Annotated in this window: 18 protein-coding genes; 7 read left to right on the top strand and 11 right to left on the bottom strand. The window is 72.7% G+C overall.

The window, feature by feature from the left end:
* Positions 1-57 precede the first annotated feature (57 nt).
* The 6 genes from J2S66_RS14890 to J2S66_RS14915 form a co-directional block, all read right to left on the bottom strand.
* Entirely contained in the window at positions 58-1,254 is a 1,197-nt protein-coding gene (locus J2S66_RS14890) for a cytochrome P450 (RefSeq protein WP_310307636.1), read from the bottom strand.
* A complete protein-coding gene (locus tag J2S66_RS14895) occupies positions 1,251-2,519 on the bottom strand; it encodes a methylaspartate mutase (protein ID WP_310307638.1) in 1,269 nt (422 codons plus the stop codon). The genes J2S66_RS14890 and J2S66_RS14895 overlap by 4 nt, the downstream gene beginning before the upstream one ends.
* Positions 2,516-3,013: a cobalamin B12-binding domain-containing protein gene (locus J2S66_RS14900; RefSeq protein WP_310307639.1), complete on the bottom strand. Its 498-nt coding sequence runs from the start codon at positions 3,011-3,013 to the stop codon at positions 2,516-2,518. The genes J2S66_RS14895 and J2S66_RS14900 overlap by 4 nt, the downstream gene beginning before the upstream one ends.
* Complete coding sequence (locus J2S66_RS14905) at positions 3,010-4,242, bottom strand: type III PLP-dependent enzyme domain-containing protein (protein WP_310307640.1); 1,233 nt, start codon at positions 4,240-4,242, stop codon at positions 3,010-3,012. Before J2S66_RS14905 ends, J2S66_RS14900 begins: the two co-directional genes overlap by 4 nt.
* Positions 4,239-5,705: an AMP-binding protein gene (locus tag J2S66_RS14910; RefSeq protein WP_310307642.1), complete on the bottom strand. Its 1,467-nt coding sequence runs from the start codon at positions 5,703-5,705 to the stop codon at positions 4,239-4,241. Before J2S66_RS14910 ends, J2S66_RS14905 begins: the two co-directional genes overlap by 4 nt.
* 204 nt (positions 5,706-5,909) lie before the next feature.
* Entirely contained in the window at positions 5,910-7,457 is a 1,548-nt protein-coding gene (locus tag J2S66_RS14915; RefSeq protein WP_310307643.1) for an AMP-binding protein, read from the bottom strand.
* Between the two features lie 127 nt (positions 7,458-7,584).
* Between J2S66_RS14915 and J2S66_RS14920 the strand changes: the two genes are divergently transcribed.
* Positions 7,585-7,830 (top strand): acyl carrier protein, encoded by a 246-nt coding sequence (locus J2S66_RS14920; RefSeq protein WP_310307644.1) that lies wholly within the window; start codon positions 7,585-7,587, stop codon positions 7,828-7,830.
* Here the strand turns inward: J2S66_RS14920 and J2S66_RS14925 are convergent.
* Positions 7,823-8,782, bottom strand: coding sequence for an ACP S-malonyltransferase (locus J2S66_RS14925; RefSeq protein WP_310307646.1), 960 nt, complete (start codon positions 8,780-8,782; stop codon positions 7,823-7,825). The genes J2S66_RS14920 and J2S66_RS14925 overlap by 8 nt on opposite strands.
* Positions 8,775-9,725: a proline iminopeptidase-family hydrolase gene (locus J2S66_RS14930; protein ID WP_310307647.1), complete on the bottom strand. Its 951-nt coding sequence runs from the start codon at positions 9,723-9,725 to the stop codon at positions 8,775-8,777. The genes J2S66_RS14925 and J2S66_RS14930 overlap by 8 nt, the downstream gene beginning before the upstream one ends.
* Positions 9,726-10,075: 350 nt before the next feature.
* Between J2S66_RS14930 and J2S66_RS14935 the strand changes: the two genes are divergently transcribed.
* The 3 genes from J2S66_RS14935 to J2S66_RS14945 are packed head-to-tail and all read left to right on the top strand — an operon-like array spanning position 10,076 to position 13,108.
* A complete protein-coding gene (locus J2S66_RS14935; RefSeq protein ID WP_310307648.1) occupies positions 10,076-11,329 on the top strand; it encodes a nucleotide disphospho-sugar-binding domain-containing protein in 1,254 nt (417 codons plus the stop codon).
* Positions 11,320-12,435 (top strand): sensor histidine kinase, encoded by a 1,116-nt coding sequence (locus J2S66_RS14940; protein ID WP_310307649.1) that lies wholly within the window; start codon positions 11,320-11,322, stop codon positions 12,433-12,435. The genes J2S66_RS14935 and J2S66_RS14940 overlap by 10 nt, the downstream gene beginning before the upstream one ends.
* 19 nt (positions 12,436-12,454) lie before the next feature.
* On the top strand, positions 12,455-13,108 hold the full coding sequence (locus J2S66_RS14945; RefSeq protein ID WP_310307650.1) for a response regulator transcription factor: 654 nt from the start codon (positions 12,455-12,457) through the stop codon (positions 13,106-13,108).
* Positions 13,109-13,146: 38 nt separating this feature from the next.
* Here the strand turns inward: J2S66_RS14945 and J2S66_RS14950 are convergent, their stop codons facing one another.
* Both J2S66_RS14950 and J2S66_RS14955 read right to left on the bottom strand, forming a co-directional pair.
* Positions 13,147-13,329: an acyl-CoA carboxylase subunit epsilon gene (locus J2S66_RS14950; RefSeq protein ID WP_310307651.1), complete on the bottom strand. Its 183-nt coding sequence runs from the start codon at positions 13,327-13,329 to the stop codon at positions 13,147-13,149.
* Complete coding sequence (locus tag J2S66_RS14955) at positions 13,329-14,903, bottom strand: acyl-CoA carboxylase subunit beta (protein WP_310307653.1); 1,575 nt, start codon at positions 14,901-14,903, stop codon at positions 13,329-13,331. Before J2S66_RS14955 ends, J2S66_RS14950 begins: the two co-directional genes overlap by 1 nt.
* Before the next feature lie 934 nt (positions 14,904-15,837).
* Here J2S66_RS14955 and J2S66_RS14960 point away from each other — a divergent pair.
* Genes J2S66_RS14960 through J2S66_RS14970 form a run of 3 tightly spaced genes read left to right on the top strand, consistent with a single transcriptional unit; the run spans position 15,838 to position 19,350 of the window.
* The gene (locus J2S66_RS14960) at positions 15,838-18,207 is read left to right on the top strand and encodes a glycoside hydrolase domain-containing protein (RefSeq protein ID WP_310307654.1); all 2,370 of its coding nucleotides are present in this window, start codon (positions 15,838-15,840) and stop codon (positions 18,205-18,207) included.
* 7 nt (positions 18,208-18,214) lie between these two features.
* Positions 18,215-18,697, top strand: coding sequence for a hypothetical protein (locus tag J2S66_RS14965; protein ID WP_310307656.1), 483 nt, complete (start codon positions 18,215-18,217; stop codon positions 18,695-18,697).
* Entirely contained in the window at positions 18,694-19,350 is a 657-nt protein-coding gene (locus J2S66_RS14970; protein WP_310307657.1) for a hypothetical protein, read from the top strand. Before J2S66_RS14965 ends, J2S66_RS14970 begins: the two co-directional genes overlap by 4 nt.
* On the opposite strand, the gene J2S66_RS14975 is transcribed toward J2S66_RS14970, so the two are convergent.
* Positions 19,340-19,897 carry a GNAT family N-acetyltransferase gene (locus J2S66_RS14975; protein WP_310307658.1) on the bottom strand — a complete coding sequence of 186 codons (558 nt, stop codon included), beginning with the start codon at positions 19,895-19,897 and terminating at the stop codon, positions 19,340-19,342. The genes J2S66_RS14970 and J2S66_RS14975 overlap by 11 nt on opposite strands.
* Positions 19,898-19,907: the final 10 nt, after the last annotated feature.

Raw genomic sequence — 19,907 nt, forward strand, 5'->3', positions numbered from 1 at the left:
CGCGGGTCGGCCCTTCCACCGGCCCCGACCCCGGGAGCGGGGCTCCGGGTCAGGGGTTCACCAGGCGACGCGCAGGAGCGAGGGCCCCCGCACGATCACGCCGAACTCCCACTTCACGCCCTCGGGCCCGTCCGCGAGGCGCAGGTCCGGGAACCGCTCCAGCACCGCCTGGAGCGCTTCCCGCAGCTCCAACCGGGCCAGCTGGGCGCCGATGCAGTGGTGCGGGCCGTGCCCGAACGCCAGGTGCGGGTTGGGGCTGCGCCGCAGGTCGATGCGGTCCGGGTCGGCGAACACCTCGGGGTCGCGGTTGGCCGCGTGCAGCGCGGGCAGCACCGGGTCGCCCGCGCGCACCACGACGTCGCCGACGCGGACGTCCACGGTGGCGTAGCGGGCGAACATCGCCGCGGTGTTGATCGGCACGTACCGCAGCAGCTCCTCGACCGCGGTGGGGATCAGCTCCGGCTCGGCGCGCAGCGCCGCCAGCTCCTCCGGGTGGGTGAGCAGGGTGTAGACGAAGCTGGGCAGGGCCGAGGAGACCGTTTCCACGCCACCGGTGAGGAGTCCCGCGCCGGCGATCGAGATCAGCTCGTTCTCGCTGAGCTTGTCCCCGGCGTCGCGGGCGTAGACCAGCGCGCCGAGCAGGTCGTCGGTGGGGTCCTCGCGCCGTCGCGCGACCAGGTCGGCGATGTAGCCGTCGAGCTGGTCGCCGTACACGTCCAGCACGTCGCCCTTCGCCGTGGCGTCGCTGACCAGCGCCTGCGTCCACTCGCGGAAGATCCCGTGGTCCTCCCGCGGCACCCCGAGCAGGTCGCAGATCACGGTCACCGGCAGCGGCCGGGCGAGGTCCTCGACCAGGTCCGCGGTGTCGCCCCGGGCCACCACGTCGTCGATCAGCCGGTGCACCAGCTCCCGCACGCCGTCGCGCATCCGCTCCATGCGGCGGGCGGTGAACGCCTTGCCGACCAGGCGGCGCAGCCGCGAGTGGTCCGGCGGGTCCATCCCCATGATGCCGTCGCCCATCTGCTGGCGGCGCATCCGCGGCTGGTCGAGCCCTTGCGCGAGCTCCCGGCTGAACCGCGGGTCGGTCATCACGAGCTTCACGTCGGCGTACTTCGTCGCCAGCCACGCGGGTTCGCCGAACGGCAGCTGCACGCGGCTCATCGGCTCGTCGCGCTGGAGGCGGTGGTACTGCTCGGAGACGGAGATGTCGTGCATGTCGAACGGGTACTCCCGGATCGTCCGCCGTGTGCTCATCGCGCATCCGTTCCGATCGCGGGCATCGGCCGTGCCAATGCCCTGGCGTCGTGGGTGTTCTGGACGTAGGAGAGGGCGGACATCAACGTCGACGACGTGATCGGGCCCGCCCGGGCGCGCTCGACGACCCGCCGCAGCGGCAGCGACCCGAGTTCGGACCAGCCGAGCCGGCCGTCCGGGGCGAGGTGGCTGCGGGCCTGCCCGGCGTTGTCCGGGTGCAGGCAGAACGGGATGTCGAGCAGGCCGCGCTTGAACGCGATCACGATCGCGCGGCCCAGGTCGGCGTGGCTGTTGAGCACCGCGTCGACGAGCGCGTGCGCCTCGCGGTAGACCTGGTTGTCCGCGTCCACCGGGGCCACCGCGGTGCCGGCGGCGGAGGCCGCCTGCGCCAGCGCCGCCACGTTCTCGGCGACGGTGGGGATGCGGTGCGCCTCGGCGACGGTCTTCACGATCAGCCGCTCCGACCCGGTGGTCACGGCCAGCTCGGCCGCCGAGCGCAGCAGTCCCCGCGCCCCGGCCGCGGTGCGCGGGAACAGCCCCATGTACGCGTAGACCACCACGTGCCAGGTGGTGCCCGGCAGCAGCTCGGCGCACAGCCTGCGCAGCGCCGCCACCGCCTCCTGGTCCTGCGCCAGGTTCGTCTGCTGCGCGTAGCTCACGGAGAGGCTGCGGAACCCGGCCCGGTGGAAGAACAGCGCTTCGAGCACGCTGAGCGCGACCAGCTCGCTCGGCGGGCACAGCTGGCCCAGCATGCAGCCGCCGAAGGTCTCCAGGTGCGGCCTGCTGCCCGGTTGCTCGGCGGCCAGCAGCAGCTCGCAGCACTCGGACCAGTTGCGCACGGACTCGTCGAGCGGGGTCCGGCTGTAGGGCAGGCAGTAGGAGACCGGGCCGCCCTCGGTGGCGTGCAGGCCGGCGGCGATCATCGCGCGGAAGATGTCCGCGGGACGCGCCGAACCGTGCCGCACCTGCACCGGGAAGTCGGGGCCCTCGATGCCGTCGAGCATCGCGCGGGTGACCTCGGGCGGGTGGTTGACGATGGGGTAGCCGTTCAGCGGGTTCCCGGCGCGCAGCGCGCGGGAGACGGAGTCGGTGTCGCCGACCCGGGTGTAGCTGTCGAGCGTGATGGTGCCGACCGTCGCGGCGGCGGCGTCCCTCGTCGCGGCCAGCCCGGCGCGCATGGCGGCCGGGTCGGCGAAGCCCATCCGGGGCTGCACCACGAGTTCACCGGCCGCGTGCCGGCTCGCGACGAACCGCTCGAAGCTCACGCCTCGGCCCCTTCCACCCGCACCGGCAGCTGCGCCGAGCCGGTCGAGAGCTCGGCGGCGAGCCGGTGGAACGGGGCGGGGTCCCGCTGGTCGTCGAACACCGCGTCGAAGCCGGCGAGCAGCAACTGCCCGACCTCGTCCTCGGTGAGCGCCCCGCCGATGCCGAGCTTGCCGCCGATGACCACCGGGGCCCGGTGCGCCTGCGGGAACTCCCGCAGGCGCCGGATCACGCGCAGGCCGTCCTGGTAGCCGTGCCCGTTCACGCTGCTCAGCACGAGCAGCGCGGGCCGACGGCTCAGGTACTCGGACCTCAGCAGCTCGTCCGGCACGCACGCGCCGAGGTTCACCACGTCGAACCCGAGTTCGCCCAGCAGCAGCTCCAGGTACACGAGGTTCCACGTGTGCGAGTCGGACGCCATGCTGCTGACGATCACGGTCCGCTTGGCCGCGCCCGCGTCCACCACCGCCCCGACGGGGGCCGCGTCGTCGTTCACGGCGTCACCTCGTACGTCCGGTGGTAGTCCAACCGGGACACCGAGACGACGTCCTCGCCGCGCACCACGACCTCGACCGGCGCCGGACGGCCCAGGAAGCCGATGAGGCTCGCGGTCACGCCGTACGCGCCCACGTTCGGCACGGTCACCACGTCGCCGGGCGCCAGCTCGGGCATCCTGGCCGCCTTGGCGAGCGAGTCGCCGGGCGTGCACAGGGGGCCGACGAGGCTGCCGGTGCGCAGGTCGTCGTCGTCGACGCCGTCGAGGTCGACGGCGGCGGGCAGCAGCCGGCCGATGCCGGACAGGCCGCCGAGCACGTTGATGCCGCCGTCGAGGATCACGAACCGGTGGCCCCGGCTCTCCTTGACGTTCACCACCCCCGCGAGCAGCGAGCCGCAGCTGCCGGCCAGGTAGCGGCCGGACTCGCAGGCCAGCCCGACCTCACCGGAGCGCCACTCGGGCAGGTGCAGGTCGAGCAGGACCTCCAGGCCCGCGCGCAGCTTCGGGTAGTCGGTGCGCGGGCCGGGCACGGCGTAGGGCGAGGAGAAGCCGCCGCCGATGTCGAGCAGCTCCAGCGGCAGGCCGACCTCGTCGCGCAGCCGCGCGGCGGAGTGCAGCACGAACTCGTACTCGCCGAGCAGGCCGTCCTCGTCCTGGGCGTTGCTCATGGTGAAGAAGTGCGCCCCGACGAGGCGGGTGCCGGGCACGGCCCGCAGCTCGGGCATGAGCGCGGGGAGGGTCTCGGCGTCGATGCCGAACTGCGAGGGCCGGCCCATCATGCGGATGCCGCTGGAGGCGTTGCTCGCGGTGGTGTTCACGCGCAGCAGGCACGACGCGGTCACGCCGTGCTTCACCGCGGCGGCGCCGACGTGCCGCAGGTCGCTCGCCGACTCGACGGAGAACAGCCGGACCCCGGCGGCGACGGCCCGCTCCAGTTCGGCGTCCGTCTTGCCCGGGCCGGTGTAGAGGATCTCCTCCGGTGCGAACCCGGCGGCCAGGGCGTTGCCCAGCTCGCCGGTGGAGCTGATCTCCGCGCGGCACGGCCGGTCGCCCCCGGCGCGCAGCTCGCGCGCGATCTCCGGGTGCGGGTTGGCCTTGAGCGCGTAGAACAGCTCGACGCCGTCGGGCAGCAGACCGAACAGCTGGTCGCGGGCCTGCGCGACCACGTCGAGGTCGTAGACGTAGGTGGGTGTGCCGAACTTCTCGGCCAGGGTGCGGTACTTGCTCACTGGTGGGCGCCTTCCACGAGCCGGGCGAGTTCGTCCGTGGCGTTCTTGCCGTGCGCCGTGAGCGGGAGCTCCTCCACGACGTGGCACAGCGACGGGACCTTCTGCGGCTCCAGCCGCTTGGCGAGTTCCCGCAGGACCGTCGTGGGCGACAGGTCGCCCTCGACGCAGATGGCGAGGTCCCGGGTGTCGCTCGGCGGGATCGCGCCGGCCGCGCGGACACCGGGGATGTCCATCGCGGCGGCCTCGATCTCCAGCGTGGACATCCGGATGCCCTTGCGCTTGAACATGTCGTCGCGGCGGCCCTCGAAGTAGAGGTAGCCGTCGGCGTCGAGCCGGCCGTAGTCGCCGGTGTGCAGGCGGAGCGCGCCGGTGGCCTCGTCGCGGCGGAAGGCGCGGGCGCTCAGCTCCGGCGCGCGCCAGTAGCCCGGCATCACGTGCGGGCCGGCGGCGACGATCTCGCCGATGTCGCCGGCGGGCAGCTCGGTGCCGTCGGCGGCGAGGATGTGCACGGACGTGCCGGGCAGCGGGAGCCCCGAGGAGCCGGGGCGGTCGAGGTCCTCGTCGGGCGGCATGATCGTGATCCGCTTGCACTCGGTCTGGCCGAACTGGCGGACCACCCGGACGCCGGGGAAGGCCGCGCGGAGGGCGGCGATCGTGGCGTCGGGCAGCGCCGCGCCGGTGTTGGTGAACAGCCGCACGGGCGCGGGCGGTTGGTCGTCGCGCCCGGCGAGCGTGGCGATCATGGTGGCGAGCGACGGGACGATGGGCACCACCGTGGCGCCGACCTCCCGCATCCGCCGGAGCAGCCGCAGGTCCGACTCGGCGTCGGCGAGCACGATCTCGCTGCGCCCGCCGCACGCCAGCAGCACCTTGTAGAGGCCGTAGTCCCAGGACATCGGGAACCGGCAGAACACCACGTCGTCGCCTCGGTAGCCGAGCACGGCCTGGATCGCCCGGGTGGCGAAGACGACCTGGCGGTGCGGCCCGATCACGCCCTTCGGCGTGGCGGTGCTGCCGGAGGTGTAGACGAGGACGGCGACGTCGTCCTCCGCCACCTCCGTCGGCTCGGCCCGCTCGCCCGCGGCGAAGGCCCGCTCGACCTCCGTCCACAGCGGACCGAACTCGGCCGGCGTGACGAGCAGCACCGGTTCGGCGTTCGCCGCCACGGACCCGAACTGGAACGGCTTCATCGCCGGGTTCACCGGCACGAACACCGCGCCGCGACGGGAGGTGCCGTAGAGCAGCGCGACCAGCTCGCGGGTGGTGGGCAGTTGCAGGAGGACGCGGTCGCCGCGGCCGACGCCCCGGCGTGCCAGCACCGCTTCCGCGGCACGGCTCCACGCGGCCAGTTCGGCGTAGGTCCAGGCGCCGGCGGCGTCGCGCACCGCGGTCGACGCGGGCGCGTCGGCCACCGCCTCGTCGAGCAGGGAGTGGATGAGCGGACCGCCAGGAGAATCGTTCACGACTGCTGCTCCCGTATGGACTCGAAAGAATCACGTGCGGCGCACGAACGATGCCCCGATGTCGGAAAATTAACCGCGGCGGCGTGGCCGACCACACCCCTAGCGGCCCCCTAACCGCACGGACCCCGAAATGCGTCGGGCCACCCCGCAGGACGTGGGAGTCCTCCGGGGTGGCCCGACGCAACAGGGGCGTGACCTGCGGGTTCAGCCGACCGGCACAGGGCTGAGCAGATCGGCGGCTTCCGCGGCCAGCGCCTTGCGGTCGATCTTCCGGTTGGAGTTGAGGGGGAATTCGGCGACGTTGCGGTAGTGGCGCGGGATCACGCCTTCGGGCAGCACCTCGCGCAGGGCGCGGACCAGTTCGATCACCGGCCGGGTCGGGCCGGTGTAGAACACGAACAGCTCGGTGCCCGCGTCCGAGGCGACGCCCAGCGCCACGGCGTCGTGCACACCGCAGGCGCGCAGGGCGTGCTCCACCTCCGTGAGCTCGACGCGCCAGCCGAGCACCTGGACCTGCGAGTCGAGGCGGCCGAGGTAGGCGAGGACGCCGTCGTCGAGCCGGCGGACGCGGTCGCCCGTGCGGTAGTAGCGGCGACCGCCGCGGTCGAGGAACCGGCCGCGCTCGTCGGCCGGGTCGAGGTAGCCCGGGGTCAGCTGCGGGCCGGCGACGCACAGCTCGCCCTCGGCCCCCGGCTCCTCGGGCGCCGCGACGTCGTGCTCGCCCAGCAGCAGGTGGTCGTGGCCCGCGTGCACCTCGCCGATCGGCACCACGCCGTTCACCGCGATCCGGGGCGTCTCCACGTCGTCCCAGCGGTAGCCGGCGACGGTGATGGTGAGCTCGGTGGGCCCGTACAGGTTCTCCACGGTCGAGGAGGACGCGGCCCGCCAGTCGGCCGCGTCCCGCACGTTCAGCGCCTCACCGGCGAAGAAGCTCCACCGCAGCCCCGACAGGGCGCCGGGGCGCAGCCCGCCGGTGCGGCGGACGAGGTCGACGGCGCTCGGCGTGGAGAACCAGACCGTCACCCCGCGGTCGGCCACGAACTCCGGCAGCGCGCGGTAGGCGGCTCGCGGCGGCACGACCGCCGGCGCGCCGGCGCCCCACGCGCAGAACAGGTCGAACATCGCGCAGTCGAAGTTCAGGTCGAAGGTCTGGGAGAACACGTCGTCCGGCGTGAAGTCGTAGCGCGCGTCGAGCAGGCCGAAGTAGTGGTCGGTGGCGCCGTGGCTGATCCGGACCCCCTTGGGGCGGCCGGTGGACCCCGAGGTGAACAGCACGTACGCGGTGTCCTCCGGGCTCACCGACAGCGGCGCGGCCAGGGCCCGGGAGAAGTGCGGCCGGACCACCGCCGCCGTCGCCCCCTCCGCCCCGGGTGCGAGCACGGTCGCCCGCCGCCCGGCCAGCACCCGCGGGCACTGGGCGAGACCGCGCGCGTCGGCGACGATCGCGTCCACCCCGGCGGCCTGGACCATCTGCGCGGTGCGCGCCGCCGGGAAGTCGGGTCGCAGCGGCACGACGGTCGCGCCGGCGTAGAGCCCGGCGAGGACACCGGCGTACGCGGTGATCCCCTTGTCCGCCAGCACCCCTACCGTGCGGGCGCCGGCGTCGACCAGCGCGCCGCCCCAGAGCAGGGCCAGGTCGTGCAGCCGGGCGTAGTCGATCCGCTGTTCGCCCAGGTGGAGCGCGACCCCGCGCTCCGACCGGGCCAGGCCCCGCAGGAACCGGGCGTGCAGCCCGGTGGAACTCGTGTCCATCGTCGTCCTCCGCCGTGGAATAGGGGTGCCGATGCGTCGATCCGGAGCGGCGACGCGAGGTAGGGTCCAAAAACGAACCGGACGGTCGGTTTTGCCGTCCGCCGAACCCAGCGATCCGGAGTTTGCCATGTGGGACAGCACTTTCGACGAGACGCTGCGCTCGTTCCTCCCGTTCCTGTCCGCCGAGGAGGCCTTGGCGGCCGACACCCCGCTCCGGGAGTACGGCCTCGACTCGCTCGCGACCGTGGAGCTGCTCGCCGTGCTGGAGCAGAACTACGGGGTCCGCTTCCAGGACGACGCCCTGAACCTGGAGACCTTCGAGAACCCCGGCCGGCTGTGGACCACGTTGGCCGGCTTGCAGCCCGCTAGCTGACGTGCGACGGTCCGGTGCCACGCCGCCGCGGGTGCAGGGCCAGGCGGGGGTTCACCGTGACCACCTCGAACCGGCTCGTGGTGGCCCGGACGCGACCGAACAGCGTGTCCGGGCCCGCCACCCAGAGCTTGCGCACCCCGAGCTGCTCCAGCGACGAGACCACCTGCAACCAGTTCAGCGGCTTGACGATGCTGTCGAGCAGCATGGTGCGCACCTGCTCGCCGGAGCGCAGGATCGAACCGTCCTGGTCGGCGATGATCGGCAGGAGCGGGTCGTGGAACCGCAGGTCGCCGATGACCTCGTCCTCCACCTTGCGGCGCAGCGCGCCGAACGCCCGCGAGTGCAGGGGCGGTCGCATCGTGTAGAGCGAGAGCCCGCCCATGCCGCGCACCGCGTCCTTGAGCCAGTCGAGGTTCCGCTCGCGCAACGACACCATGTAGAAGTCGTGGTCGATGTAGCACGAGATGTCGTGCCACTCGCCGCGTGCCGCCAGCTCGGCGAGCACCTCGTCCAGCTTGTCCTCCGGCGTCCGGACGAACGAGTGCGTGACCACGTCCGTGTACTCGGTCGCGAAGAACTCGGTGAGGCAGCGCGCCAGCTCCGCGGTCATCCACACGGCGTCGGAGAAGGTCAGGGAACCGGCGTACACGCTGGCGGGCTTCTCGCCGAAGCTCGGCCCGGTGCAGTAGTCGGGGCTGATGCCGTACTCCTGCTCCGCCCACTCGGCGAGCGCGACGCAGGTGAGCATGAACCCGACCTGCGCGTACTCGGAGTAGTCGCCCTCCGCGTCGCGGAAGCGGTCGATCAGCGGGTAGCCGAGCCGGTCGCCCGCTTCCGCGGTCAGCCGGCGGGCGAAGGGGTTGAGGAGTAGGAACTTGCCGAAGTCGGCGAACCTGCACGGGCTCATCCCGGGGAAGACGATCGCCGACCCCGGCCCGGTGGCCTCATCCATGTCTGGCGACCTCTCTTCCGGCGGTCCGGCTCTCGGACGCGCAGGCGTGGACTTCTCGCAGGAAGCCGAGCAGGACCTCGCGGAACCGCTCGGGTTCCTCCAGGTGCGGCACGTGGCTGGAGTGCTCGAAGATCTCCCAGCGCACGTCGTGGATGCGGTCGGCGTACGGCTGGACGGTCACCGGGGTGGCCTCGTCGTGCCGACCGGAGACGAGGAGCGTGGGCACCTCGATGTCGTCGAGGTGGTCGATCACCGAGTAGTCCTTGAGCGTGCCGGTGACGGTGAACTCGCTCGGCCCGTTCATCACGGAGTAGACGGTGTTGTCCTCGGCCATCTCCAGGAACGAGGCCAGGTACTCGTCCGGCCACGGCAGCACCCGGCACACGTGCCGGTCGTAGAACACCCGCATGAGGTCGAAGTACTCCTGCGTGCCGGTGGTGCCGGCGGCCTCGTGCGCCCGCAGCGCGGCGTCCACGCCGGTCGGGAGCCGCGCCCGCAGCACGTCCATCTCCTGCCGCCACAACGGGTACGACGCCGGCGAGTTCGCGATCACGAGCCCGCGCAGGCCGTCCGGCCGCCCGGCGGCGTGGCGCGCGACGACCAGACCGCCCCAGGACTGTCCGAAGAGGACGTAGTTGTCCTCGATCCCCAGCCGGTGCAGCAGGTTGTCGAGCTCGTCGCCGAACAGCTCGGGGGTCCAGAACCCCGGGTCCGCGTCCGGCAGGTGCGTCGACCCGCCGCCGCCCAGCTGGTCGTAGTGCACCACCGGCCAGCCGTGCTCGGCGAGCGAGCCGAGGTTGCGCAGGTAGTCGTGCGTGCTCCCGGGCCCGCCGTGCACCACGACGACGGCGGGCAACTCCCCTCCGACGACGCCGGTGACCCGGTACCAGGTGCGGTGCCCGCCGAACGGGACCCAGCCCTTGTCCGTGGGTGCCACGACCATGCTCATCACCTCGCTCGCTGTCCACGTCCCGCCCGACGCGATCGGGACCGCTTCCATGTCTAACCGCCGCCGGATCTCCTCCACCAGCCCCTAAGGGGGATCTAAAGCGGTCCTTGCGCCGGTGGGGGCGTGGAGCGGTCCTCCGGGCGCGCGATGACCCGCGGGGGTGCGCACCCGGTCCTCCCGCCCTACCGCACCCCGCTCCGGAGGGGAAGGCGTCCCCGGCAGAACAGGGGTTCCCGCTCCTACCGGGGCCTTGTCGGGTCGGCGCGTCGGCGCGCCGGCCGTACCGTTTCCCCGACAGGCCTGGATTTCCCGTCCGTGACCCCGGAGTGTGTGCGATGCGCGTCATGCTGATGGTCTTCCCGACGAGGACGCACGTCTACAGCATGGCACCGGTCGGGTGGGCGCTGGCCGCCGCCGGGCACGAGGTGCGGTTCGTCGGCCAGCGCAACCCGCGCGAGGTCGCCTCGTTCGCCGAGACCGGCCTCGACGCCATGTGGTTCGGCGGGGACCTCGACATCGCCCGGCACCGACGGCTCCAGGTCGACGGCGACAACGCGATGCAGGGCGGGTTCCGGATTTCGGAGAGCCGGCCGGAGCGCTACACCGAGGAGTACGTGCGCAACGTCTACGAGCACTGGGTGGACGTCTTCCGCTGGACCACCCCGGACCCCCTGCTCGACGAGTTGGTCCGGTTCGCCCGCCACTGGCGGCCGGACCTCGTGGTGTGGGACCCGATGATCTACGCCGCGCCGATCGTCGCGCGGGCCGTCGGTGTTCCGCACCTGCGGATGATGTACGCGGCCGACCAGACCGCGCGGATCGCCGCGCAGTACCGGGACCTGCGCGCGAGCCGGCCGGACGACCGCTCGCCGGACCCGTTCGTGGAGTGGATGACCGCCGCGGTGGGCCGGTTCGGCGCGGACTACGACGAGAGCCTGCGCCACGGCGTCAAGACCATCGACTGCCACCCGTCCTACCTGCGGTACGACGGCGTGGACGTCGACTACGTGCCCGCGCGGTTCGTCCCGCAGAACAAGCCGATGGCGATCCCCCGGTGGGTGCTCGACGAGCCGGCGCGGCCCAGGGTGATGCTGACGCTGGGCGTCTCGAACCGCCAGGTGATCGGCATCGAGGAGACGTCCGTGGCCGACCTGCTCAACGGCCTCGCCGGCCTCGACGTCGAGGTGGTCGCGAACCTCGACGCGAACCAGCTCGCGTCGGTCGGGACGGTGCCGGACAACGTGCGCGCGGTGGACTTCGTGCCGATGAACGAGCTGCTGGCCGGCTGCTCGGCCATCGTGCACCAGGGCGGCGGCGCGACCATCGGCAACGCCGTGGTGAACGGCGTGCCGCAGCTCGTGATCCCCGGCACCACCTGGAGCGAGCGGGTGTCCGCGGTGGCCCAGGTCAAGCGCGGCAACGGCCTGCTGGTGGACCTGGAGGACGTCACGCCGGACTCGGTCCGCGCCGGGCTCCAGCGGCTGCTGGAGGAGCCGTCGTTCCGCGCCTGCGCCGCCGAGGTGCGCGACGAGGTGCTGGCCACCCCCACCCTCGACGACCTCGTCCCGGAGCTGGAACGGATCGCCCGGTGGCGGTGACGCCCCGGCCGGGGCCGGTCCGGACCATCGTCTTCCTCCTCGCGAGCTTCCCGGTACGTCTGGTGGTGTTCCCGCTCGTGGTCGTGACGACCGTGCTCGGCATCGTCACCATCATGCTGTGGGTCGGCATCCCCGTCCTGGTGGCCGCGACCTCCCTCATCCGCGGTTTCGCCGACCTGGAGCGCGCCTGGGTGCGCGCCATGCTCGGGGTCGACGTGGCGGCGCCCCACCGGCTGCCGGGAGGCGGGGGGCTGCTGCACACCTGGCAGGTCCGGCTGGTGGACCCGGTGACCTGGCGCGAGCTGATCTACGTGCTGCTCGCGCTGCCGCTGGGCATCGTCGAGTTCGTGGCCGGGATCGTGTCGGTGGCCGTGCCGCCGTTCGGGATCTTCGTGGCGCCGAAGATCGGGGAGCTGCACGGCGCGCTGGCGCTGTCGCTGCTGGGACCCGACCGCACGGCCCAGCTGGAGGCGCACACCCGGCGGCTGAAGGACTCGCGGGCCCGCGCCGTCGACGCCGTGGAGGCCGAGCGCCGGCGCATCGAGCGGGACCTGCACGACGGGGCGCAGCAGCGGCTGGTGGCCGTGGCGATGAGCCTGGGCCGGGCCCGGCTGAAGCTCGACTCGGACGACCCGGCCGCGGCGCGCGAGCTGATCGGCTCGGCCCACTCCGACGCGAAGCTCGCCGTGTCCGAGCTGCGCGACCTCGCCCGGGGGATCTACCCGCCGGTGCTCCAGGACCGCGGCCTGGACGCGGCGCTGTCGTCGTTGACGGCCCGGATGCTGATCCCGGTGGACGTCCGGGTCGACGTGGAGCCGCGCCCGCCCGCGCCGGTGGAGACCGCGGCGTACTTCATCGTGAGCGAGACGCTGGCCAACATCACGAAGCACGCGGGCGCCGGCCGCGCCTCGGTGCGGGTGACGCGTGACGACGACACCGTGGTCGTCGAGATCACGGACGACGGCCGCGGCGGCGCCTCCCCCCGGCCCGGCGGCGGCCTGGCCGGTCTGGTCGACCGCGCCGCGACGATCGACGGCGTGCTCACCGTGGTCAGCCCGGTGGGCGGGCCGACGGTGGTGCGCGCCGACCTCCCCGTCCGCTGGTGACTTCCCCGAGGAGCGCGAGATGCGTGTCGTGATCGCCGAAGACTCCGTGCTCATGCGCGCCGGCGTGCAGAGCCTGCTCGCCGACGTCGGCATCGAGACGGTCGCGGCCGTGGACAACGGGGACGACCTGCTCCTCGCCGTCCGCGAGCACCGGCCGGACCTGGTGATCGCCGACGTCCGGATGCCGCCGACGTTCACCAACGAGGGGCTGCGGGCGGCGTTGGCCGCCCGCCAGGAGTTCCCCGGGCTGCCGGTCCTCGTGGTGTCGCAGTACGTGGAGGGCAGCTACGCCGTCGACCTGATCGCCAAGGGCGCCGCCGGGGTGGGCTACCTGCTCAAGGAGCGCGTCGCCGACGTGACCGACTTCCTGGAGGCGGTCCGGCGGGTGGCGGGCGGCGGTTCCGCGATCGACCCCGAGGTGGTCGCCCAGATGCTCTCCCGCAGCCGGGACCCGCTCGACGCCCTCACCGCGCGCGAGAAGGAGGTGCTGGGCCTGATGGCGCAGGGCCTCTCGAACGCGGCCCTCGCGCGGAACCTGAGCGTCACCCAGGGCGCCGTGGAGAACCACATCAGCAACATCTTCGCGAAGCTCAGCCTGGAGGCCGGCCGGGACGAGAACCGGCGCATCCGCGCGGTGCTGACCTACCTGGACAGCACCGTCGTGCGCACGTGACCCGGTCCGGGCGGACCCGTCGCCGAACCCCGAGGGGTTCAGCGACGGGTGCGCCAGCTCGTGGACGCCGGGTAGGAAGTCGGCCGGCGGGGCCTGGGGACCGGGGGCGCCGACTCCCCCGCCCGGATCGCACCGGCCACCGCGGAGAGCACCGCGACCAGGGCGGCCAGCTCGTCGTCGTCCAGTGAGCCGTGCAGGACGCGCACGTCGGGCTCGCCCATCAGACCGGCGGGTTCCCGTGCTTGCGCGCCGGGATGTCGGCGTGCTTGGCCCGGAGCATCCGCAGCGCGCGGACCAGCAGCTCGCGCGTGCGGCCCGGTTCGATCACGTCGTCCACCAGCCCGCGCTCGGCGGCGTAGTAGGGGTGCATCAGCTCGGTGCGGTACTCCTTGATCTTCAGGCGGCGCATGCCCTCGGGGTCGTCGGCCGCCTTGATCTCGCGGCGGAAGATGACGTTGGCCGCGCCCTCGGCGCCCATCACGGCGATCTCGTTCGTCGGCCACGCCAGCGAGACGTCGGTGCCGATGGAGCGCGAGTCCATCACGATGTACGCGCCGCCGTAGGCCTTGCGCAGGATGACCTGCACCCGCGGCACCGTGGCGTTGCAGTAGGCGTAGAGCAGCTTCGCGCCGTGCCGGATGATGCCGCCGTGCTCCTGGTCCACGCCGGGCAGGAAGCCTGGCACGTCCACGAGCGTCACGAGCGGGATGTTGAAGGCGTCGCACGTCTGCACGAACCGCGCGGCCTTCTCGCTGGCCTCGATGTCGAGCACGCCGGCGAGCACGGTGGGCTGGTTCGCGACGATGCCGACCGCGTGACCGTCCATCCGGGCCAGCGCGCACACGACGTTGGTCGCCCAGCCCGCGTGCACCTGGAAGAACGCGCCGTCGTCCACGATCTCCTCGATGACGGCGCACATGTCGTAGGCGCGGGTCGAGTCGGTCGGCACGAGTTCGACCAGCCGGTCGGTCCGCCGGTCGGGCGGGTCGTCGGTCGGTTCGACCGGTGGTGCCTCGTTGTTGTTGGACGGCAGGAAGGAGATCAGGTACCGCACGTCCTCGATGCAGCTCTGCTCGTCCTCGTAGACGAACGCGGCGACACCGGAGGTCGTGGCGTGCACGTCCGCGCCGCCGAGGCCGTTCTGCGTGATCTCCTCGCCCGTCACCGCGTGCACCACGTCCGGGCCGGTGATGAACATCTGCGAGGTCTCGCGGACCATGAACACGAAGTCGGTCAGCGCCGGCGAGTACGCCGCGCCGCCCGCGCACGGGCCGAGCATCACCGAGATCTGCGGGATGACCCCGGAGCACCGGGTGTTGCGCTGGAAGATCCCGCCGTACCCGGCGAGCGCCGTGACGCCCTCCTGGATGCGGGCGCCGGCGCCGTCGTTGAGGGACACCAGGGGCGCGCCGGCCGCCGCCGCGAGGTCCATCACCTTGTGGATCTTCTGGGCGTGGGCCTCGCCGAGCGCGCCGCCGAAGATCCGGAAGTCGTGCGCGTACACGAACACCGTGCGGCCGTGCACAGTTCCCCAGCCGCAGACGACACCGTCGGAGTACGGCCGCCGGTGCTCCAGGCCGAAGCCGGTGGCCCGGTGCCGGCGCAGGGCCTCGACCTCGGTGAACGACCCCGGGTCGAGGAGCAGTTCGATCCGCTCGTGCGCGGTCAGCTTGCCGCGCTCGTGCTGCCGGGTGGTCGCCGCGTCGTCGGGCCCGCGGCGAGCCGCGTCCTTGATCTGGCGCAGCTCCACGAGCCGGTTCTCGAACGCCGTCTCCACCGCCACTGCCTCAGTCATGGGCGAACCTCCGGTCGGTGAGCCGATCCGCCGGGTGCCGGGACACGGCCCCCTGGCGGTGGGTGTGGGTGGGGTGCCCGCCCGCGGGCGCCGCACGGAAGCCGGTTCCCGTCGTGCGGCGGGCACGTCGACCGCGTCCCCGTCCGGGGTGTCGCGCGGGGCCGGCGAACCCGGTCCCGCGCGGTCTGCCCCGAGTGGACGGTCGTGTCATCCCGTCGCCTTCCGCGTCGGACCGGGCCTCTGTTCCTCGGGCAAAAGTAGCCGTGCCGAATCGGCTCAACGACCCCTAAAGCCCCCCTAAGGCCCGTCCCGTGGACGATCTCCGGGCAGCCTCGGAACGCCCCGTGGTCGTGCGGCCCGCTGACCCGTCCGGCGAGGTCGTGCGTCCTCCGCGCTCCTCTCCCGGGGCCGGGGCCGGGGTCCGGCTCGGCCGTGCTCGCGGCGGTGTGGGACGCCGAGCCCGGCGCCCCGGTGGCCGCCGTCGGTGATGGGGGTTCGCCGTCGGATCGGGCATCGCGAACGGAGGCGCGGGCCGTCCCGCCGTCGAGTTCGCGCGTTGGTGAGCCCCGACCGGCAGCGCCTGGTCGTCCAGCTCCCGCCCCGTCGATCGAAGCCCTGGACGACCGACGGCGGTCCACTGTGGTCGGAGCCGTCCTGCGCCTCGCCCGCCGCTCGCCGCCCCAGCGGAGCGGAGTAGTCGGCCCGGCTGCTCCGCGTCACTCGAACGGGCGCTGACGGAGCGTCGACCGATTCGGTAAAGCTATTACCGAGGGGGTGCAGCGGAGCGGGTTCCGCTTGTCGTCGTCATTGCACGAGTCGTTCCGCGGTGCGACCACGCAGGTCGAACGATCCCGATCGTGCGCGACCACCGGCCACGCGGTGCGGGGCCGTCTCCGGAAACGGCCGCGGTGAGCAGAGAGGTCTGCGGGTCCTGATGGACGACAAGGTGCTCGAAGCCCAGCGTTGGGTCAACGCCACCTACGGTGGCGTGGCCGGGTACAAGCGGTGCGCTGAGGACGGCAGGACCGGGTGGGGCACGATGTGGTCCCTGACGATGGGGTTGCAGCACGAGTTGGGCATCTCGCCCCTGGTGGCGAACTTCGGCCCCGGCACGCTGGCCGCGCTCCAGTCGTTGGGCGACATCGGTTTCGGGTGGAACCGGAACCAGGACATCGTGCGGATCATCCAGCACGCCCTGTTCTGCAAGGGGTACTGGGGCGCCAACGAGTACGGCGGGTACGGCGCCGTCACCACCGAGGCCGTGAAGGCGATGCGGCGCGACATGGGGCTGCCGGACGGCGGGACGGGCACCGCGGGCGGCCAGACGACGCCGAAGATCTTCAAGGCGCTGCTGACCATGGACGCCTACGTCCTGCTCGGCGGCGGCCGGGAGGTGGTCGTGACCATCCAGCGGTGGCTCAACAGCCGCTACTGGACCAGGGCGAACTACTTCATCGGTCCCTGCGACGGCCACTACTCCCGGGACGTGCAGCAGGCGCTGGTGCGGGCCCTCCAGTACGAGATGGGGATCGCCGAGCCCAACGGCAGCTTCGGGCCCGCCACCAAGGCCGGTCTCCAGCAGCGCACCCAGTACGTCGGCACGTCAGGGCCGGTCACGCAGCTGTTCCACGCCGCCTGCATCTTCAACGAGCCCGTGCCCGGCACGTCCGGGGTGGGGTTCCGGGACACCTACACGTCCGCGACCGCCGACTTCATCCGGGCGTTCCAGCGGTTCTCCGCGCTGCCGGAGCACGGCAACGGCGACTACGCGACGTGGGCGCAGCTGCTGGTGTCGACCGGGGACCCGGACCGGCCGGCCGACGCGTGCGACACGAGGTTCACCATCACCGCGTCCCGCGCGCAGGCGCTGTACCAGGCCGGTTACCGGGCGGTGGGGCGCTACCTCGACGAGGCCCCCGGCGGCACGCTGGACAAGGAGATCAAGCCGGGCGAGTTGCAGGCGATCTTCGCCGCCGGGCTGCGGTGCTTCCCGATCTGGCAGTACAACGCCCGCCAGCTGGTGGACTTCACCTACTCGACCGGCTACCAGCACGGGATGCTGGCGCACGAGCGGGGCGTGCACTACGGGTTCAACCGGGGCACGGTGATCTACTTCGCGGTCGACTACGACGCCACCGACCCGGAGATCACCTCCAACATCGTCCCTTACTTCCTGGGCGTCCGGGGTGCGCTCAACCGCCAGGGCGGCCGGTACGTCGTCGGCGTCTACGGTTCGCGGAACGTGGCCGCACGGGTGAGCGCCGAGGCGTACGTGTCGCACTCGTTCGTCTCCGGCATGTCCTGGGGCTTCTCCGGCAACCTCGGGTTCCCGCTGCCGCTGAACTGGTCGTTCAACCAGATCAAGGAGTTCCAGTTCCAGAACGGCTCCGACGTGTTCGACCTGGACCGCGTCGTCCACCGACCGGGTGCCGACTTCGGGGTGGACTCCGTCGGTCACGCCCCGACCAGCGTGGACCAGTTCCTCGCCTACGTGCGGGAGGTGCACGGCCTCGCGGTGCGTCACGATCCGTCCCGCGCGTCGAAGCTGGTGCTGGAGTGGCTGCGCTACCCGAAGTACAACGACTTCGAGTGGCGCACCACCTTCGAAGGCGTGGACGAGGGGTTCATCTCGGTCTGTCGCGACGCGGGGCTGCGGCCGCCGCCGGAGTACGACTACCAGGACCCGGCGTTCGGCGTGTCGATCTCCGTGGACCACCTGGCCGCCACGGCGAACGCCTACCTGCTCAAGGGGGCCGGAGAGCGCGCCGGTCTCACCCTGGGCGACCTGGGCGGTTGGTGCGGCGACCTGATCACCTTCTACGGTGAGTGGGTGCGCGACGAGTCCGAGAACAAGGACGGCTACGCCTACGCGATGGCGCGGCTGGCCAAGCCGAACGTGCAGACGACGTTCATGCTCAACGACCTCGTCGAGGACATGGACGGTCACCGGATCGGCTTGGCGGTGAAGAACGGCACGAGCGTCGTGACCGCGTTCGAGGACCTGCTGCTCCGGGGCGGCCACCTGTCCCGGGTGAACAACTTCTTCGACAGCCGGTACGGCACGATGACCGACGCCAACAACGCCGCCGTGGCGTGTCTGACGGGGGCGCCCGCGAACCCGGTCGACGCCCTGAAGTACGCCGCCGCCCGCAAGCTGCTGGTGCAGCAGCAGAGCGGCGGGTGGATCGACCCGATCAGCATCACGCCGTCGGACCTCCAGGCGTTCTGCAAGGGTTACGCCGACACGCTGAACATCCTGCGCGGGGCGGAGAACCGGCGGCGCAGCGCCATGAAGGCCGAGTGACGGGCACGTGGAACGGATCGCCAACGACCTCGCCCTCCTGCTGCTGGCGGTGACCCCGCTGCTGGTCCTGGTCAAGCTCGTGCACGGCCTGACCACGCGGCGGGCGACGTTCGCCCCGCGCGGCTCGCGGCGGGCGCGGGTCGAGCCGGTGGCGTGGCTGCTGCTCGCGGCGGTGGACAGCCACACCGCCGCGCTGTGGTCGACCATCGCACACCAGGCGGAAGACCTGTGCGGGCGCTACCGGCCGGACCTGGGCGACGACGTCCACCTCAGCGGCGGCTACTTCTTCGAGTTCCCGGTGGACGTCCGGTGCGTGTGGCGGAGCGGGGAGACCGCGGCGGTGACGACCTGGCCGCTGGACGCCCTCACCGGGGTGTTCGTCCTGGCGGCCGTCGCCGTGCCGGTGATCGCCCGCGTCCGCCGCTCCCGGCGCCACGGCGCACGCCCCACCTCGGACCAGTCGCGACCACACGGGGAGAGCACACCATGACACCGATCGACCGGCGCCGTTTCCTCGCGTTCGGCGGCGCGGCCCTCGCGGGCGGCGCCCTGTGGACCGCCGCTCCCCCGGCGTCGGCCGCTCCCCCGGCGTCGGCCGCTCCCCCGGCGGCGACCGCACCCACCGGCCCGGCGGAGTGGCGGGGCGGCAGGAGCGCCAACGGCTGGCCCGTGCTCACCGCCGGTGGCGCGCCGGAGTTCCGGGTGGAGGGCAGCGGGCTGACCGTGCGCCTCGCCCCGGCGGCGGCCCCGGTCCTGCTGCACGTCGTGCGGCGTTTCCTGTACGAGGTGGAGCACCGGGTGGGGCCGGGCGAGCTCACCGGGCACGTCGAGGACCGGCGCGTCGCCGCCCCGTACGAGTCGGCGTACCTGTCGGGCAGCGGCATCGCCCTGCGCCCGTTGTTCTACCCGCTGGGCGCGCGGGACGGGTTCTTCGAGCACGAGAAGGCCGTGGTCCGCGACATCCTCGCCGACTGCGAGGGGGTCGTCGCGTGGGGCGGTGACCTGATGCCGGTCAAGGAGTCGCACTTCCACGTCGTCGAACCGCCGACGAGCGCCCGTTACCTGGCCGTCGCCGCGAAGCTGCGCCGCTGGGAGGACGCGCCGGGCAGGGGTGCGGGGGCGGTCAGCGCCTTCACCGGCTGAGCGCGCCACCGGCCGCCCGCCCCCGACGGTAGTCGGGGGCGAGCAGGCCGAACAGCAGGTCGTCCACCCACTCGTCCCGCAGCCACGTGTTCTCCCGCCGCAGTCCCTCGCGCCGGAAGCCGACGCGCTCCAGCAGGCGCGCGGACGTGGTGTTGCGGGGGTCGCACTCCGCGGAGACGCGGTGCAGGTCGAGGTCGAGGAACAGGTGCCGGAGCAGGCGTTCGACGGCTTCGGTGGCGTAGCCGCGCCCCTGGAACGGCGTCGCGACGCTGAAGCCGATCTCTGCCTGCTTCCGGTTCTCGTGCAGGTTGACGCCGATGTCGCCGATCAGGTGGCCGTCGAGCGCTATGGCGTACGGGAACCACCCGACCCGGTCCGGGTCGGCGGCGGCGTGCCGCGCCACGGCGGCCGTCGCCTCCCGGAGCGACAGCGGGGTGTCCCACGCCTGGTACCGGGCCACCTCGGGGTCGGAGCGGTAGGCGGCGAACGCCTCCTCGTCACCCGGCCGGAAGTGCCGCAGGACGAGTCTCCGGCTGGTCAGCAGCATCGAGTGGGGC

It is taken from the genome of Saccharothrix longispora (genome assembly GCF_031455225.1).
In the GTDB taxonomy this organism is placed as follows: domain Bacteria; phylum Actinomycetota; class Actinomycetes; order Mycobacteriales; family Pseudonocardiaceae; genus Actinosynnema; species Actinosynnema longispora.